Here is a 17,954-nt window from a genome sequence, read left to right on the forward strand (position 1 = left end):
GTACAATGCCGAGCTTATATGAATCGTAACACCGAGAAACCTGAACCATCTTTAGTTTTGCTTCAAGTGGCAAGCTTGCTAGAAGATAATATCCCTTCTTCTTAGGGAACTTAAGGTTGGCACCTTCGGTGCAATCTTCCTTGGCGTAAAGAACACAGTCCTGATTTGTAAAAGGAAAGGAGCAGAACTCTCCTTTCTTATATCTTGGCATCTGTGGCTCCCCTAAGTATTTATGGGAATTATTCCCGTAGTCCTTCTTAGCTGCTAACCAGTTATTAAAATCCGTAACAGCTTGCTTAACTACCGCCTGCGCACTTTGCATGGGAAGTCCTGCAAAGAAATCTGGATTCTCGGTTACTCGCATTAACTTCTCAAGGAAGGTATAAGTAAGTACAGACTTAGGCTTTTGCAGATGGGGATAACGACTTAAGACTTGCCTGATTTCTTCTGCTACAAACTCTTCATTTTCTGAAAGAACTTCTTTCCTTCTGCCGGTGAAGTTTTGTCGTATACGAAACAAAGACGCATTATAAAGACTCTTAGCAAGAAATCCTAAGTCTTCAAGGTAAGTATATAGTTCTGGCTCTTTCCTCTTAGATATTAATATTTGCTTTGATTTATACATATGGTTGAACCTCTTGATAACCCTTTGTTTCTATAGTATAATTATACCATTAACACAAACGGATGTAAAGGAGAAAAAGAACATATGTTCAAAAAGAAAAATCAACCTTATTACACGAATCGGCACTCGTGTTTTCTTCTTCAATATCATCTTGTTCTGTTTACAAAATACCGAAAACCAGTCTTGACTGGTCCAGTAAAAAACTATGTCTACAAGTTGATTGAAGATATCTGCACGGAGCGAGGTTACAATATCTTAGAATTAAACGGAGAGGCAGACCATCTACATCTACTTTTTGAAGCGACTCCAGGAATGGCGCCTACAGAATTTGTAAATGTGCTAAAAACCAAGACAGCAAGATTTGCCAGACGAGATTATCCTACGGAAGTCGGGAGGTTTTACTGGAAGCCATACTTTTGGTCGAGTAGTTATTTTGTTGCTACTGTTAGCGAGCAAAGCCTTTCTCTAGTACAAAAATATATTAAAAATCAGTAGCATTCACCCGCGCACATTCAAGTTTTATGGACGTGGTACTCTGCTTTACTTTATAGATACCGGTACCACTAGCGCAGAAGAGCACAATAACCGTCACTAACGTGTCCATCGATTCGCTATCGAGAACACTCTCACCACTGCTTTTCATAACCTTACTGATGCCTTTTTGCATATATGCAGAAGCCTTATTAATCTTCGCCTCTAAGTGAAGCGCCAGACCGAAAGCCGTTCCGATGATGACGGAAAAAATCACTGCCGGCATATTCTCCATTAAAATAATCGCTTTTACACCCATAGCCATGGCACAGGCTCCAAACACCATGTTCATCTTTACTTTAAAATTCTCTGGAAGCCGTTTCCCAACAACCGCTCCCATTAGTCCCCCAACAACAATCGATAATGCATTTACAATAACCCCAATTGGCATACCTTCATTCCCCTTTTTATTTAATATTAGTTGCCCACTCCGTGATGAGGAGCGTAGCTGTTTCTATCAAGTGCTTTAAAGACGTAACCCTGACTCTGGTAATGCTCAATCACTCTGGGCAAACCGTCTACCGTTGCTTGCTTCGTCTGTGAATCATGACATAAAAGCACAATGTTTTGATTACTTTTACTCGTGCCGTTGGCCACCACTTGATCGGCGTTTACCACACTGCCATCGCCCACTGAACAATTCCAGTCGTAGTATTGATAGCCCTTCTCCTGCACCGCCCCCACTAGAGTACTCATAATGCCCTTACTATAATTCGCCGATATTTGATTGGACGAGCCTCCTGGGAAACGAATAAAACAGGGCACATAGCCGATTTGCCCACTTACGACGCTGCCGATTTGCTCTAGGTCAGCAAAGTAGGCACCCACAGAGGCATAGACCTTGGCATAGTCATGAGTCATGGTATGCAAACCGATGGTGTGGCCACGTCGATAAGCTTCACCGATTAAATGGTAGTAATCGGGCATCGCTCCCGTTACAAAAAAAGTAGCCTTCGCTTGGTATCTATCGAGAATATCTAGCACCTGGGACGTTAACGCCGAAGGCCCATCATCAATAGTCAGGTATACCACTTTTTCCCCGGACTCACCGGGGCTCCCTACAGGGACTCCCGGTTGCGCTGAAAAATTACTGCGCGCCTCTAAAAGAGCGGCTTCTTCCCGAGCTTTCTTTTGCTCTTCTACCTTAATATGAACCACTTCTACATACGCCTTTTCCGTATTTAGAAGGGCACTACTAACCTCTTGATACGTCATCTTATTTCCCACTTCGGTGGTGCCAATCGGTGTCGCTAAGAGTCCTTTTCCCTCAACATACATATAGCCAGCAATCCCCAGTAACATAACGAGAATCAGCGACATAATGACCGTTAATACTTTTCTCATTCCTTTCCCTCGCTCCCCTACTTAATATCCTAACTCCTTTAATAATCCCTCACACCCAGCTACTACATCCTCATACGTCTTCTCAAACCGATTGGTGTACCAAGGGTCATCAATCTCTCTATCCTCACCGGCAAAAGACAGCAGCAGTGAAACCTTGCCTTCCGTATCCACCCCACAAATCCGTTCGATATTACGCAAGTTATAGTGATCCATACCAATTAGATAATCGTATTCCTCATAGTCCGCCCGGGTCAGTTGACGCGCATGCTTACCGCTACAATCGATGCCTAATTTACCTAGAATTCTCCTCGTTCCCGGATGGGGTGGACTTCCTAATTCCTCCCTACTAGTAGCCGCAGAAGCGATTGAAAAATCCTGCTCTATTCCCCTCTTCTTCACCATATCCTTTAACACAAACTCGGCCATTGGTGAGCGGCATATATTGCCGTGGCAGATAAATAATATTTTTTTCATCTTTCCTATTCTCCTTGATTTTACTGACTTTCCCCGTATTTACGCGGTTTGTTGACGCTTGCCTTTATCCTTGTTTTTCTGGTTTTGGTGGCATATCTTTGCTTAAATTGGCATATCTTTGCCTGCAAAATTAGTAAAATAATTAGTAAAACAACCCTCTTTTTGTCAATTTACTAATCGCAATTTTAAGCCTCTTTCAACCGTTTCATTTCTTTCTTAGCATCTTCAAAGTCTACATGCGTATACGTATTAAGGGTAACCCCGATATCTCCATGTCCCATTATATACTGTAACGTCTTCGGATTCATACCACTTTTCGCTTTATTAGAGCAAAACGTGTGCCGGCACACATGAGGTGTAACTTTGGGCATCTCTTCCTTATAGGTCTTATTATATTTATGATATATATGTTCGAAATACTTTTCCCAATGCAAGGCAACCATCGGCATGCCATTTTTATCCAAAAACAGGAAGCCATGAATTCCGTCTATCACCGGTTCTACCTTTACCGACTTCCGATTCTTCAAGATTCTCTTAAAGCATTTCATCAATTTTTTATCCATGGGAACATATCTTTCACCGTTAGCTGTCTTCGGGGATTCAATTATGTATTGCATATTCCGCGTTCGCTGTAACTGACGGTTAATACGAAGTTTTTGATTTTCAAAGTCTATATCTTCAGCAATCAAGCCACAAAATTCAGAAATACGTACACCTGTCTTAAATAGGACATATATACCATCATAATATCTAGAAAAATGCTTATCATTTTTTATAAATTTCAGAAGCTTTCGTTCTTGATCTCTTGTTATCGCTTCCCTTGTCACACTATCATTTACCACAACCGTGGCTAATTGAAACTCAAAAGGATTCTTGCGAATAAGATCATCATCTGTAGCAAGTTGAAAAGCCGGTCTGACCACACCTCTTACCGTATGGATTGTACTATATCCTCTTCCGTCAGCCTGCAATTTGATCAGCCAAGCTTTGGCATCTGAAAGCTTGATACTATCAATTCGTCTACTTCCAAATTCTTCCTTCTTGATAATGTTGATGACAAATCGATAATTAGCTTCCGTGTTATGTCTAACGCCAGTTTTTTGACTTATGTATTTCTCGACCAACTGCAAAACAGTCATTTTTCCTGCATTTGCAATAATACCGTCTGCTTGATCCTTTTTTAAAAGTTTTATTTTATCTCTTAAGCACACACAATCTCGCTTCCCACTAGGCAGTGTATCATTTGGCTCAAGCTTCCAACTATACAAGAACTTCTGGTTTCCATTACCATCTACGTATACATATACATACCTTCCATCATTCCTTTGGCTTTCTCCATTTCGTAAAATTCGATTTTTATTATCTCGTCTCTTTTCACTCATTTCTATCGCTCCCTTCTGTTTCAAGAAAGCCTTAGTGCGATATAAATACTATATCACATTCTCAGCTCCCGTCCAAACATGTAACCCACTTAAATACTGGATATTTGATTGAGAAACTCTTCGAATTTTTTACGATTAATCAATACTTTTGTTCCGTTATAAATCGCAAATCCACAATCTAAATTATCATCTGTAAGCTTCCTTAGCTTCTTTTCTCCAATATTAAAATACTCTGCTGCTTCGGTTATCGTTAAATTGAACTTCTCCCAAAGGGGAACGTTTTTTTCATTATCCCTCACCTTCATATTCATCATTTTAAAGCCCCTCCCTTCTCTGAAAAAAAACAACCCTTTAATATCTTCTAAAAACATTTAAAAGATAGCAAAAGGTTATTTCTAACTGTCAAATGTGCAAAGGTACTGGATTATTCCTTTGCACACTTGACTTTATATTTTCAATACTTATTTGTTCTCAACACCCCAGTAGTCGGGAAGCCATCAAACGGCAAAGGGCTAGCTTTGCACCATGAGAAGAAATCTATTTCTTCATCCTGCCGGGATCTCCGGCAGCCGCTTTCATTACCGGGGACGCTTTTAACGCACGGGCTATGACGAAACGGAAGTATCATTATCCCTACCACCTGTCATCGCCGGTATCTAGGAGCCACCTAGTACTAAGAGTTGTTGTTTTATCGCTTTCACGTTTCTCTGTGATACAATTCTCGTGGTCATGGCGCAACCAACTCTTATGGCTTATGCTCATCGCAAAAGCAGTAGGAATGTATTTGACGCTTGTCTATTCAGTTCTTATATTCATTTTATCGAGATATTGATAATATGAACATGGAGAAGAACTGAAAGATTTCACCTATTTCTTTCACATATACTGAAAGAAATCCACTTTTGGTAACAAAAATTTCAATTTACCATTGTTCGTCTCTGTGATTATTAATGGATGTAATCATCGCCTCAATGACATCTTCAATAATATGTAGCATCGTTTTCTCACACCTAGAAAGCTTTTTAACAATTTTATTTAAGACTTCTTGAGTTGCTGCGATTTTTGAAATATTATGTTCACTCTCTTCAACACTTTTTTGCTCAAGCAAATCCCCTATAGGGACTTCTAATGCATTCGCAATTTTGATGATTGCATTTAAGCCTATTGATACACGATTCGTTTCTACTTTGGAAATAAATGAAACTGATAAATCCGTTAATTCTGCTAATTGCTCTTGTGATACTTTTTTAGTCATTCGATAATGCTTAATTCGTACTCCGATGTTCTTTTTCATTTCTCCCCCCTAAATGTTTTCACAAAAAAGAGACCATCAGTTTTCAATGATCTCTTTCTTCTCCTAAATCAAATATGACTATTCATGCATTACGTTTTACTTTTATCGTGTATATCAAACTCTTTGCTTATTTGCCTCGCCCCTAGCAAACTGGATTCATCAAGCGACAGACGACGAACCCGCCTCATAGACTAACGTCTCTCCCGGGACCTCCGGAAGCCGTCTGGGTAAGTTAAGTTATGCACTGCCCTACCTTACCTGAACGGAAGTATCATTATACCCGTAATCTGTCATCGCCGCCCGAAAGTCATTCGGATTAATAGCAAACTATGTATCGCTCAAAAGTTCTACCGTCTGTCATGCTAATACGTCAAAACACAAACTCTGTCATGGCGTAGCGCTAAATGGCTTATGCTTAAAGCAATAATTACAGGAACGTACTTGATGAATGATTTATATAATTGTCAAGGTTCCATTCATATGGGACTCCCTATATGTAATATCGACAAAAATTATAGTTGAAATAAGGTTTTTTGCAGTAGTTGCGTGCACGTCTTGCCTACGTTTTCCGAAAAACACTACCCCTCTCATAACCTATATTAGAAATATATACTTTCTAAGGCTGCGTCTCAAAATCATGTTTTAGTCATTCAGTATCCCATAATTATAACTACTTTTAACTAACGATTACAGCGCATAAATAAACTACCCTTCACGCAACGCACTTTTTTGCAAATTTTCATGATTTTTCAGTTTAGATAACATTTTATCTAGATTTGATAACGTTATCAAAGATAATTATATTTCATTAATTCTACAGCAAGAACAAAAATGTCCTTCACTAATCTCACGCAACACCACTGGTTCATTACATTGCGCTTCCGCATACGGACATCTAAGTGCAAACCTACACCCGGGTTTGGGATTGATGGGAGAATTGATTTCTCCTTTTAGAATAATTCTTTCCTGCTTATGGCGTATATCAACTGTCGGGATAGCCGACAACAAAGCCTTTGTATATGGGTGTAAAGGATTATCAAATAATTCCTTTGTTGGACAGGTCTCAACCATCTGTCCAAGATACATTACACAAATATTTGTTGAAATATGGCGTACAACCGATAGATCATGAGTTACAAACAAGTATGTCAACCCATATTCCTCTTGTAAATCCATTAATAGGTTTAATATTTGCGCTTGTATAGACACATCCAAGGCCGAAACCGGCTCATCACAAACAATAAATTTAGGGTTTAATGCAATTGCTCTAGCAATACCTGCTCTTTGTCTTCGCCCTCCATCTAACTCATGGGGGTATGACATTCTAAAGCGTTGTTCAATCCCGACTAAATCCATAAGTCTATTTGCTTCTGCCTCAAGTCCCTTTGAATCAAATCGCTTAGATAGCATTAAGGGTTCCACGATAGTATCATGAATTGTAAGTCGAGGATTCAAGGAAGAGTACGGATCTTGAAAGATTATTTGCATATCTTCACGAAGCTTTCTCAGTCCTTCTTTTCCTAAATTTGTTACGTCTTTATCTTCAAACTTAATAATCCCGCCTGTACTTTCTTGCAAGTGTATTATCGTGCGGCCTAAAGTCGATTTTCCACATCCTGACTCTCCCACTAAGCCCATGGTTTCACCTTTATTAATGGAAAAGGAAACATCATCAACTGCATGAACCAAGCCTCGCGGCGTCGAAAAATATTTTTTTAAATGTTCGATTTCTAAAAGTGGCATTCTATTCCTCCTCACACCTAATACAGCGAACCTGATGGTTCTCACTTATTTTTATCATATCGATTTTGTCCTTTTTGCACTCTTCAGTTACAAATGGACATCTAGATGCAAACGCACACCCTTTAGGCAAATTACTTGGATCGGGCGGCAAGCCTTCAATCGGTGTAAGTCTTTTTACATTCTTTGATAAGTCTGGCAATGCATTAAAAAGTCCTTGCGTATACGGATGAGAAGGTTTATCAAAAACTCTTTCCTTTGTCCCATATTCCACTAGTTCGCCTGCGTACACAACCGCAACCGTATCACACACCTCGGCCACCACTCCTAAATCATGGGTAATAAGAATCATAGCCGTTCCCAGTTTCTCTTTTAATTCTTTCATCAGCTCCAAAACCTGAGCTTGAATAGTTACATCTAGAGCTGTCGTTGGTTCGTCTGCTATGAGTATTTCGGGATTACAGGCTAGAGCTATCGCAATTACCACTCTTTGCTTCATTCCACCTGAGAACTGATGAGGATACTCATATGCACGGTCCTCAGAAATTCCCACCATTTCCAACATTTTAATCGCTATCTCTATCGACTCCCGCTTACTTGTATTCTGATGTAACCTAACTCCTTCAGCTATTTGATCTACTACCTTTTTCACTGGATTTAACGCTGTCATTGGATCCTGAAATATCATCGAAATGCTTTTTCCACGCAAAAGTCGCATTTCACTCTCTGGTAACTCTAATAACTCTTCCGCTTTAAAGTCAACTTTTCCGCTAACACTTTTCGTTGCGTAGTCAGGTAAAATTCTCATAATCGCACGAGCTATAGACGTTTTGCCTGCGCCTGTTTCACCAACTAGCCCTATCGTTGTTCCAGACTCTAGTTCAAATGACACACCATTAACCGCGTGAATCACTTCTTGCCCTGAGGCATACTCTACACGTAAGTCACGAACTGAGAAAAAATTATGTTTACTTTCCTTCTTTACCATTTCCATTTCCTCCTAATCCCTGAGCTTTGGATCTAATGCGTCACGTATAGAATCCCCTACTAAATTAAAGCTTAAAACTGTCAACATAATAAATAGCCCCGGAATGATAACCATGTGGGGATAATCGCGCATATAACCACGAGCTGAAGCCAACATCGCACCCCACTCCGGCGTTGGTGCTTGTACACCAAATCCTAAAAAACTCAACCCAGATGCTGCTAAGGCCGAACTTGCAATACCCATAGCGACTTGAACAATCAATGGTGAAATCGCATTCGGAATAACATGATTACGAATAATCCTAAATGTCGAACAATTAATTGACGTAGCCGCTTCAACAAATTCAGCATTACGCACCGTTAATATATTCGCACGCATCATTCGTGCAAAATTAGGAATTCCGCTAATACCAATTGCATATATAACTTTATCAAATCCGGTTCCTAATACTGCTGATATCGCAATTGCTAATAGTATGTTGGGAAAAGCTTGAAATACGTCTAAAAAACGCATGATTAGTGTATCTACAACTCCGCCAAAATAACCCGAAATAGAGCCTAATATCACCCCTGCAACACAACTAAGTGCTACAGATAATATTCCGATACTCAAGGTGTATTTTGCCCCAAATAAAATGCGTGAAAGAATATCCCGACCTACTTCATCACAGCCTAATAAATGATTCCAGCTTGGAAGCGAAAAGCGATCTTTCATCACGATTTCTTGGTAACCGTATCTACATATATAAGGTGATAATAACGATAAAATAAGTAACGCAATTACAAAAAACAAGCCAAACATTGCACCGGGATTTCTTTTGCTTCAATTTATCTCATAATAGTCATATGAATATATTACAGCGTATTTTCAATGACTATTTCGAAATCATAAAATACTCTATGCATCCTCGTCCGGTTGAACTAGAAAATATCGAGAAGATGCTTAATTGTGGTGACCCTTCCTTTGGCGGGGCTATGTATCATTGCGACTGTGGCGAATGGAAATTTGTCCCTTTTCGCTGTAAAAGTCGATTCTGTCCTTCTTGTGGGAATATGTACTCCATTGATCGCACCACGTCTATGTCTTTCAAACTTATTAAGTGCAGCCATCGGCATCTCGTATTCACCATTGCTGAAGAACTTCGGCATTATTTTCTTGATGATCGCACGCTTCTTGATTGTCTCTTTTTTGCCGTTAAAAGTGTTATTCTTCGGTTGTTTCGCAAGCTTAATAAAACAGAAGAATTTACACCCGGTTTTATTTGTGTTCTTCATACATTTGGTAGAGATTTAAAGTGGAATCCACATATTCACTGCCTTCTTTCAGAAGGGGGCACCGGCAACAATATTCCCTGGCGTAAAGTCCATTATTTTAGCTATGAATTTTTGCGAAAATCCTTTCGCACCGCTTTACTTAAGGCAATGCTTTCTCACATTGGACCTTCATTCAAATCCGAAATCAATAAGAATTACTTGATACACAAAGACGGCTTTTATGTTTATGCTGAGTCTAATAAATGTAATCCAGATATTGTCATTAAATATATCGGTCGATATCTTGGACGGCCCGCTATAGCCACTTCTCGTATCGACGATTACGACGGTGATAATGTAACCTTCCATTACAATCGACACGAAAACGAAAAACTTGTTCACGAAACTGTTCCTGCAACCGACTTCATTTCTCGACTTATAAGACACATCCCTGAAAAACAATACAAGATGATACGTTACTATGGTATCTATGCGAGACATAGAGAAAAGGATAAAAAGCTATTCCGTGCCATTCCAACCGAGAAGCATTTCTTCCTACTTGCTTTTAATAAGTGGCGCGAATCCATTCTCTCTACTTTCGGTTACGATCCCTTAAAATGTCCTAATTGCGGCAAAACAATGATTTTTGTCGAACTGTACTATAATCACAAGCGCTTCTCTTTACAAGACTATTATGAAAAGGTTATGACTACAAAACTTGTTCATACATGATGTTCTTTTCCCGCCTCTTTATTTATGCTAAACTTCATTCATAAGCGAATGATTGGAGGCGATTCAAATGAGCAACGAAAAAGAACTTGTAAAGAAGCTACGTGATAAATATACTAAAAATCCACCCGAAGGTATGACACCTGATCTCATTAAAAGCATGAGCGATAATGACCTTCTTGATATGGACTACTTCTTAAATGAAGATGTTTTTGGTGATGAGGTTGGTGAAGAGGGCTTTTACATCTTCTAAATACTTATCATCTGATTTTGGTGCTCTCAAATATGAAGGTGCCATTTTCACTTTATAGGAAAGTCCACGGACTTTCCTATAAAGTAAAAAATAAGCAGCCATTATCGACTGCTTAGGTAGAAAAATCCATGAATTCCCGCTATAATAATGCTATATTGCTGAAATGCATTTGCAAAGGAGATAAACAATGAATTTTCCGGGGGAAATAAAGAAAATAAGGCAATGCTTACTTATGACACAAGAGGATTTTGCAAAAGAAATCGGTGTGGCTTTTTCAACTGTAAATAGATGGGAAGGCGGAAAAGTAAAGCCTAATCTAAATGCAATGAAAAAAATTAAAGATTTCTGCCTCCAGCATGATATTGATTTTTCTACTGCTCATGAGGCATGGCTAAACTATAAGACGGAGGAAAATAATCGTGATAAATATTAGAAAACTAGAAGCAGAACTGTGGGAATCTGCTGATTTGTTAAGAGCAGGATCTAAGCTTACATCCAACCAGTATTGTATGCCGGTGTTAGGACTTATCTTTTTGAGATATGCCTTCAGCAGATATAAAAAGGTTGAAGAAGAGATTCTTAAGAATAGACCTTCTCGTGGTGGTAGAGTGATACCTGTGGAAGCAAGTGACTTTGCAGCAAAGAGTGCTTTATTCCTTCCGAAAGAGGCACAATATGATTATCTGTTAAATTTACCGGAAGACATCAAAGCAGCTGGTCTTAAGAATAAAGATGGACATGAAATGACAAGCCTTGGTGAAGTTGTAAATAATGCTATGCAGCTGATTGAAGACCAGAGCGAACAGCTCACAGGTGTTCTGCCTAATAGTTATACAGATTTTACAGATGAAATATTGTCTGAGCTTCTTCGTATCTTTAACAACAGTGCCATTGATGAAGTTGGTGGAGATATCGTAGGTCGTATTTACGAGTACTTCCTAAATAAATTTGCTAAGAATATCGCATCTGATGATGGTGTTTTCTTTACACCAAAATCTCTTGTAAAAATGATTGTAAATATTATCGAGCCAAAGAGTGGAGTTCTATTAGATCCAGCTTGCGGTTCTGGAGGTATGTTTATTCAGTCTGGCGATTTTGTTAACCAGTCAGGCATGAATGCAAATAGTGCCATGACATTTTATGGACAGGAAAAGGTAGAATATAATGCACAGCTTTGTTTGATGAACATGGCTGTTCACGGGCTTACCGGAGTGATTAAATCTGGTGATGAAGCAAATACTTTCTACCATGACGCACATAATTTGGATGGTTACTGTGATTATGTTATGGCGAACCCGCCTTTTAATGTAGATAAAGTAAAATCAGAGTCCACACAGGCTGCCGGTAGACTTCCTTTTGGTATGCCAGGAGTCAATGCCAAGAAAGAAGTTGGAAATGGAAACTATCTATGGATTTCCTATTTTTACAGCTATCTGAATGAACATGGTCGTGCTGGCTTTGTTATGGCATCATCTGCTACAGACAGTCAAGGTAAAGATAAGGACATTCGTGAAAGCCTTGTTAAAACAGGTCATGTGGATGCAATGATAAGTGTTGGGAATAACTTTTTCTATACAAAGAGTCTTCCTTGTTCGCTATGGTTCTTCGATAAAGGGAAAAGCGAAGAAATCAAAGATAAGGTTCTCTTTATCGATGCCAGAAATTATTATACAGTAGTAGACCGTACCCTTAACGAATGGTCTGAATGGCAGATGAAAAATCTGAATGCTATTGTATGGTTATATCGTGGGGAAACAGAAAAATACACTGCATTACTTAATGAATATCACAGTGTCTTAGGACACGATACTTCCTTTGAAGAAGCACATACACAGCTCAAGTCTGAACTGAAAGAATTACAGAAACGAGCAAAGGCTGAACTCGAAGCTGCAGGACGTGGAGACAAAAAACGTATTCAAGCAGAATATGATGAAATAATTGCAGCCAAGACAGATGAATTAACCACTGCAAAAGAAGCGGTATGGCTGTATGAAAAATTTGATGATGGAGAATATAAAGATGTTCTTGGTTTGTGTAAAGTTGCAAGCCTTGCAGATATCGAAGAAAAAGGCTGGTCATTAACTCCGGGTGCTTATGTTGGTGTTGCACCTGTAGAAGATGATGGCGTAAACTTTGAAGAACGAATGACAGAAATCCATCGTGAACTACTTTCATTACAAGCAGAATCCAATGACTTGATGGATGCCATCTCACAAAATATGAAGGAGATGGGACTATGAGTAATGAAATGAAAATACTAGGAGATTATATCGATATACTCTCGGGATTTGCATTTAAAACCAAAGATTTTGCAGTGAATGGTGTTCCAATAATTAAAATCAAAAACATTTCACCACCCACGGTTTCGCTTGACGATTTAACATATGTATCAAAAGAGGTGGCTGAAAAACAGAACAGATTTATCTTATCATATGATGATGTACTAATCGCAATGACTGGTTCTCATATAAATCAATGGGCTTCTGTTGTCGGAAGAGTTGCTAGAGTTAAATACCTTGAAAAAACATTACTAAATCAACGAGTAGGTAAAGTTGCAATAAAGAAAAATGCAGAAGCAGATATAGATTATGTGTATTATTATCTATCGCAAGATGCAGTGAAGATTGAACTGGCTGCAAAAGCTGGAGGTGCGGCAAATCAAGCTAATATAAGCCCATCACATATAAAGAATTTACAATTTCCTTGTCCTAGTTTAGATACTCAGAATAGGATTGCAAACATCCTTTCTGCATACGACGATCTCATCGAAAATAACCAAAAGCAAATCAAGCTTCTTGAAGAAGCAGCACAGAGATTATATAAAGAATGGTTTGTGGATTTGCACTTCCCTGGATATGAGGATACAGAGATTATTGATGGTGTGCCGGAGGGGTGGGAAACAGCGTCCTTAAGCAGTGTTTCAGTACTTAAAGCTGGTGGTGATAAGCCAAAGGTATGTTCTGAAAATAAAACTGACGAGTGCCAAGTCCCCATTTTTTCAAATGGAATTTCTAATAAAGGACTTTATGGGTACACTAATAAAGCAGTTGTTGAAAAAGAAAGTGTCACAATTTCTGCAAGAGGTACCGTTGGATTTGTGTTCTTACACAGAACTCCATTTGTTCCAATTGTGAGATTGATTTCAGTTACACCTAAAGATGACGTGATGGATGTGCTATATCTTTATCTTAATCTCTCAAATCAAAACTTTAGAGCTACTGGAGCGGCACAACAACAAATCACAGTTCCATTATTGAAGGATAAAACTATTCTTTGTCCAAGCGTAGAAGTCAGAAAAGATTTTAATGACAATATGTTACCTATTTTTAATCAGATAGATACATTGGAGAAACGAATGCTGTTTGCACAACAAGCCCGCGATCGCTTATTACCTAAACTCATGAGTGGCGAATTGGAGGTGTGACTTAATGATAGAGTTAACGAATTTTATAGATTATGACACTTCCAAGATTCTTCAATACGGAAAACAATTGGATTCTATTTTTCAATATAATTCAGATATTGAGAAAACTGCATATCTAAATTGGCGCATGGGATTTGGACACAACTCACGTTCACAATTTGTAGTCGTAGGTGAAGCATTTTTCTCAACGGCATTTAACTTAATCCATCAATGCCTAGAAGATAATTCGGACAAAAAAGCAGATTCATGGATTTTCCCGATTATGTTTAATACAGTTCACGGGATTGAGACCTATCTGAAGGCTATAAATGCGGTTCTATCCGTTATTCTAAATATACATCGTGGAATTACGGAAGGTGGACATGATTTAAAAGGTCTGTGCAGTGTTGCAAGAAAATTGATTATCGAATATAAAACAAAGAATAAATGTGATACTACTGAGCAAATGTTTCTAGGAATTAAAGTAGTTGAAAAGTTTATAGATAACATATACGAGAAAACCGATGATATGACCTTTGCGAGATACCCTCTTGCAAAAAATAAGCAGGGACATTTTTACATCCAAACATTTGATAATGAAGTCATAGATTTAGAATTGCTTGAAGAACAAATTATCTATGTGTTTAAAATGCTGGAGTTTATTTATGATATGCCAGAATTAGATATTGAGATTCAAGAAGATGCTATGATGGATTGTTATTAAAGGAGGTGCTGATAAATGAGTTATGATTATTCTGAAAATATACTTGTGCAGGAAAGTGCAGGAAATCTACTCCATGATGAATTAGGCTGGGAAGTTGAATTTGCCTATAACACGGAAGTGTTAGGTGCAAACGGCTCATTCGGAAGAACCAGCTATCATGAAATATTACTTGTTCGTTACTTTCAAGCGGCACTAAAGAAATTGAATCCGTGGATAAACGACACTCAGATATTAGAGGCACAGAAAGTTCTTGAGAACAGACTTTCTACGTCCTCTTTACTACAGGTGAATGAGGAGAAGTATTTTCTTATCCGTGATGGTATCCCTGTGACTGTAAAAAAGCCGAACGGTCAGAATGAAACTAAGAAAGCAACCGTTATCGACTTTCATAATCCGGACTACAACCATTTTCTTGCAATTAAGGAATTAAAGATACATGGAGATCTCTATAGACGCCGTACTGATATTGTGGGCTTTGTAAATGGTATTCCTTTGCTCTTTGTAGAGCTAAAGAAAAATACGGTGGATGTGCAGAATGCCTATGATGATAATTATACCGACTATCAAGATACCATTCCACATTTGTTCTATTACAATGCATTCCTAATGCTTTCTAACGGGACAGAGGCAAAGGTTGGCACGCTGGGCGGTAAGTATGAGTTCTTTCATGAGTGGAAGCGTCTCGTAGAGGAAGACCAAGGAAGTGTAGCTCTTGAAACTATGCTCCGTGGTATCTGCAAAAAAGAGAATTTCCTGGATTTGTTTGAGAACTTTATTCTCTTTGACCACTCTAATGGTCACACAGCGAAGATACTTGCTCGTAACCATCAGTACCTTGGTGTAAACGAAGCAATGAAAGCCTATGCGGATAGAAAGTTGAATGACGGAAAACTTGGTGTGTTCTGGCATACGCAAGGCTCTGGTAAGAGTTATTCAATGGTATTCCTTGCACAGAAGATACGCAGAAAGTTTGAAGGTTCTCCGACATTCGTTATATTAACGGACCGTGAAGAATTAAACTCACAGATTAGTGATACATTTGAAAATTGTGGATTGCTTGGAAAGAATATCAAGGCGTCTCAGTTCATCGCCTCAAGTGGTGATGACTTGGTGCGTAAACTGCACGGCAACCCAAGCTTTATCTTTACATTAATTCAAAAATTCAATAAACCCAACGAAGAACCAATCTATCCTGATCATGACATTATAATTATGTCTGATGAAGCACATCGTAGCCAATATGGCATCTTTGCCGATAATATGGTTAAGTTATTGCCTACCGCTGCTCGTATTGGTTTTACTGGAACACCGTTATTATCCAGTGATAACATTACTGCCCGTACCTTTGGTGGATATGTTTCTGTTTATGATTTCAAACGTGCTGTTGAAGATGGTGCGACTGTACCACTTTATTATGAAAACCGTGGTGAGAAAATCCTCGACCTGCGTAATCCGGAAATCTCTGATAAGATTTTGGATGCTATCGAGAATGCAGATTTGGATGTAGATCAACAAGATAAACTTGAAGCAGAATTTGCAAAGGAAATCCATTTGCTTACTGCAGAACCAAGACTTAAATCTATAGCTCACGATTTTGTACAGCACTACTCTGATTTATGGACAAGCGGTAAAGCAATGTTTGTCTGTCTGAATAAAGTTACCTGTGTTCGTATGTACAACTATGTACAGGAATACTGGAAAGAAGAAATAAAAAATCTAAAAGAAAATATAAAAAATGCTACGCAGCAAGAAGCTCTTGAATTGGAGCGTAAGCTTAAGTGGATGGAAGAAACAGAAATGGCTGTGGTTATCAGCCAAGAACAAAATGAAATCCAAACTTTTAAGAAATGGGACTTGGATATCAAATATCATCGTGCAAAGATGGAAAAGCGTGAATTGGATAAAGAATTTAAAGATTCAAAGAATCCTCTTCGTGTTGTCTTTGTCTGTGCGATGTGGCTCACAGGCTTCGATGTAAAGTGCTTGTCTTGTTTGTATTTGGATAAGCCTTTAAAAGCACACACCTTAATGCAGACCATCGCACGTGCAAACCGTGTAAGCGAAGGTAAGAGCAATGGATTGATTGTTGATTATATTGGTATCGTGAAAGCCTTGAGAAAGGCACTAGCGGATTATACAGCCAATGTTGGTGGTAATGGCGAGACAGACCCTACCATTGATAAGGCTGAGCTAATTGCAAGAATTATGGATACTATAGCGAAGGCTAAATCATTCTTAGCAGATAATGACTTCGACCTGCAGCTATTGATTGATGCTTATGACTTTATGAAACTATCATATTTGCAAGAAGCTGCCAATGTTGTCTGCGGAACTGTAGAGGATAAAAAGACCTTCAGTACATATGCATCAGAACTAATTCGTTTGATGAAATATACAGACCGTGATGATGTAACCGGCGCTACAAGAAAAGAATATGAAGCGATAGTAGCGATATTCTCTGAATTGCAGAAGAAGCGTAAGCACACGAATACCACTGACCTTATGATTGAAATTAATAAAATCATAAGTGACTATGTAGAAATACAACATACGCCTATGATGGTGCGTGAAGAACCGCGCAGATTTGATATTAGTGCTATTGATTTTGATTTACTTCGCAGAGAATTTGCTAAGGTACATAAGAAAAATCTTGTGATGAAAGACCTGGAGGAAGTAATTCAGCAAAAGCTGGATATGATGTTGTTCTCTAATCCAGACCGTATCAATTATTATGAGAGGTATCAGCAAATTATTACAGATTATAATAGTGAACAAGACCGTGCTAATATTGAAAAGACCTTTATGGATTTAATGGATTTGGCTAATCAGATGAACCAAGAAGAACAGCGCTATGCTCGTGAAGGCTTTACAAGTGATGAAGAATTATCCCTTTATGATATGCTGTTCCGAGATGACTTGAGCAAAAACGATATTAAGAAGTTAAAAGAAGTAGCTGCTACGTTGCTGCAAAATATTAAGTCTAAGATCGCAGAACTTGACCATTGGACTGATAAGCAAGAAACAAAAGCAGAAATTGATAACCTGATTCGTGACACGTTATGGGCAGACTTGCCAGAGTGCTATGATGAAATGGCTATCTCAGGGTATCGTCAACAGATTTACGAATATGTGTACACACGCTACGGCGCAGTAGCATAAATCGAGTAGGAGGCGGTGACTAACCGCCGTCCTCTCACAGCACCGTACGTACCGT

General features: G+C 38.7%; 17 protein-coding genes and 2 pseudogenes. 8 read left to right on the forward strand and 11 right to left on the reverse strand.

Annotated elements, in window-relative coordinates:
- Positions 1 to 625: pseudogene (locus NHH16_RS14125) on the reverse strand (RNA-guided endonuclease InsQ/TnpB family protein); the annotation flags it as partial.
- Positions 626 to 709: 84 nt separating this feature from the next.
- Between NHH16_RS14125 and tnpA the strand changes: the two are divergent.
- The gene (gene tnpA, locus NHH16_RS14130) at positions 710 to 1,120 is read left to right on the forward strand and encodes an IS200/IS605 family transposase (RefSeq protein WP_262070257.1); all 411 of its coding nucleotides are present in this window, start codon (positions 710 to 712) and stop codon (positions 1,118 to 1,120) included.
- Here tnpA and NHH16_RS14135 read toward each other — a convergent pair.
- The 10 genes and pseudogenes from NHH16_RS14135 to NHH16_RS14180 form a co-directional block, all read right to left on the reverse strand.
- Entirely contained in the window at positions 1,107 to 1,547 is a 441-nt protein-coding gene (locus NHH16_RS14135; protein WP_262070258.1) for a DUF554 family protein, read from the reverse strand. The two genes, tnpA and NHH16_RS14135, sit on opposite strands and share 14 nt — an antisense overlap.
- 26 nt (positions 1,548 to 1,573) lie before the next feature.
- Positions 1,574 to 2,500, reverse strand: a complete 927-nt coding sequence (locus tag NHH16_RS14140; RefSeq protein WP_262070259.1) for a polysaccharide deacetylase family protein — start codon at positions 2,498 to 2,500, stop codon at positions 1,574 to 1,576.
- 21 nt (positions 2,501 to 2,521) lie between these two features.
- The gene (locus NHH16_RS14145; RefSeq protein ID WP_262070260.1) at positions 2,522 to 2,974 is read right to left on the reverse strand and encodes a low molecular weight protein-tyrosine-phosphatase; all 453 of its coding nucleotides are present in this window, start codon (positions 2,972 to 2,974) and stop codon (positions 2,522 to 2,524) included.
- A 185-nt stretch (positions 2,975 to 3,159) separates the two neighbouring features.
- Complete coding sequence (locus tag NHH16_RS14150; RefSeq protein WP_262064811.1) at positions 3,160 to 4,356, reverse strand: site-specific integrase; 1,197 nt, start codon at positions 4,354 to 4,356, stop codon at positions 3,160 to 3,162.
- 89 nt (positions 4,357 to 4,445) lie between these two features.
- Positions 4,446 to 4,670, reverse strand: coding sequence for an excisionase (locus NHH16_RS14155; RefSeq protein WP_262064810.1), 225 nt, complete (start codon positions 4,668 to 4,670; stop codon positions 4,446 to 4,448).
- Positions 4,671 to 5,278: 608 nt separating this feature from the next.
- Positions 5,279 to 5,650 (reverse strand): helix-turn-helix domain-containing protein, encoded by a 372-nt coding sequence (locus NHH16_RS14160; RefSeq protein ID WP_262064809.1) that lies wholly within the window; start codon positions 5,648 to 5,650, stop codon positions 5,279 to 5,281.
- Between the two features lie 798 nt (positions 5,651 to 6,448).
- Positions 6,449 to 7,393, reverse strand: coding sequence for an ABC transporter ATP-binding protein (locus NHH16_RS14165; RefSeq protein WP_262064808.1), 945 nt, complete (start codon positions 7,391 to 7,393; stop codon positions 6,449 to 6,451).
- 1 nt (position 7,394) lies between these two features.
- Positions 7,395 to 8,378 carry an ABC transporter ATP-binding protein gene (locus tag NHH16_RS14170; RefSeq protein WP_262064807.1) on the reverse strand — a complete coding sequence of 328 codons (984 nt, stop codon included), beginning with the start codon at positions 8,376 to 8,378 and terminating at the stop codon, positions 7,395 to 7,397.
- 12 nt (positions 8,379 to 8,390) lie between these two features.
- Positions 8,391 to 9,092, reverse strand: coding sequence for an ABC transporter permease (locus tag NHH16_RS14175; protein WP_262064852.1), 702 nt, complete (start codon positions 9,090 to 9,092; stop codon positions 8,391 to 8,393).
- Positions 9,093 to 9,107: 15 nt separating this feature from the next.
- Positions 9,108 to 9,185, reverse strand: a pseudogene (locus NHH16_RS14180) (hypothetical protein); the annotation flags it as partial.
- Positions 9,186 to 9,223: 38 nt separating this feature from the next.
- On the opposite strand from NHH16_RS14180, the gene NHH16_RS14185 reads away from it, so the two are divergent.
- From NHH16_RS14185 to NHH16_RS14215, 7 genes are all read left to right on the forward strand, one after another.
- Positions 9,224 to 10,363: an IS91 family transposase gene (locus tag NHH16_RS14185; RefSeq protein WP_262064806.1), complete on the forward strand. Its 1,140-nt coding sequence runs from the start codon at positions 9,224 to 9,226 to the stop codon at positions 10,361 to 10,363.
- A gap of 67 nt (positions 10,364 to 10,430) precedes the next feature.
- Entirely contained in the window at positions 10,431 to 10,613 is a 183-nt protein-coding gene (locus NHH16_RS14190; protein ID WP_262064805.1) for a hypothetical protein, read from the forward strand.
- Between the two features lie 187 nt (positions 10,614 to 10,800).
- Complete coding sequence (locus tag NHH16_RS14195; protein ID WP_262064804.1) at positions 10,801 to 11,046, forward strand: helix-turn-helix domain-containing protein; 246 nt, start codon at positions 10,801 to 10,803, stop codon at positions 11,044 to 11,046.
- The gene (locus tag NHH16_RS14200) at positions 11,033 to 12,853 is read left to right on the forward strand and encodes a class I SAM-dependent DNA methyltransferase (RefSeq protein WP_262064803.1); all 1,821 of its coding nucleotides are present in this window, start codon (positions 11,033 to 11,035) and stop codon (positions 12,851 to 12,853) included. The genes NHH16_RS14195 and NHH16_RS14200 overlap by 14 nt, the downstream gene beginning before the upstream one ends.
- Positions 12,850 to 14,037 carry a restriction endonuclease subunit S gene (locus tag NHH16_RS14205; protein ID WP_262064802.1) on the forward strand — a complete coding sequence of 396 codons (1,188 nt, stop codon included), beginning with the start codon at positions 12,850 to 12,852 and terminating at the stop codon, positions 14,035 to 14,037. Before NHH16_RS14200 ends, NHH16_RS14205 begins: the two co-directional genes overlap by 4 nt.
- 4 nt (positions 14,038 to 14,041) lie before the next feature.
- Positions 14,042 to 14,740: a hypothetical protein gene (locus NHH16_RS14210; RefSeq protein WP_262064801.1), complete on the forward strand. Its 699-nt coding sequence runs from the start codon at positions 14,042 to 14,044 to the stop codon at positions 14,738 to 14,740.
- 15 nt (positions 14,741 to 14,755) lie between these two features.
- Complete coding sequence (locus tag NHH16_RS14215; protein WP_262064800.1) at positions 14,756 to 17,899, forward strand: type I restriction endonuclease subunit R; 3,144 nt, start codon at positions 14,756 to 14,758, stop codon at positions 17,897 to 17,899.
- Positions 17,900 to 17,954: the final 55 nt, after the last annotated feature.

Source organism: Ohessyouella blattaphilus (assembly GCF_024721265.1).
In the GTDB taxonomy this organism is placed as follows: domain Bacteria; phylum Bacillota; class Clostridia; order Lachnospirales; family Lachnospiraceae; genus Aequitasia; species Aequitasia blattaphilus_A.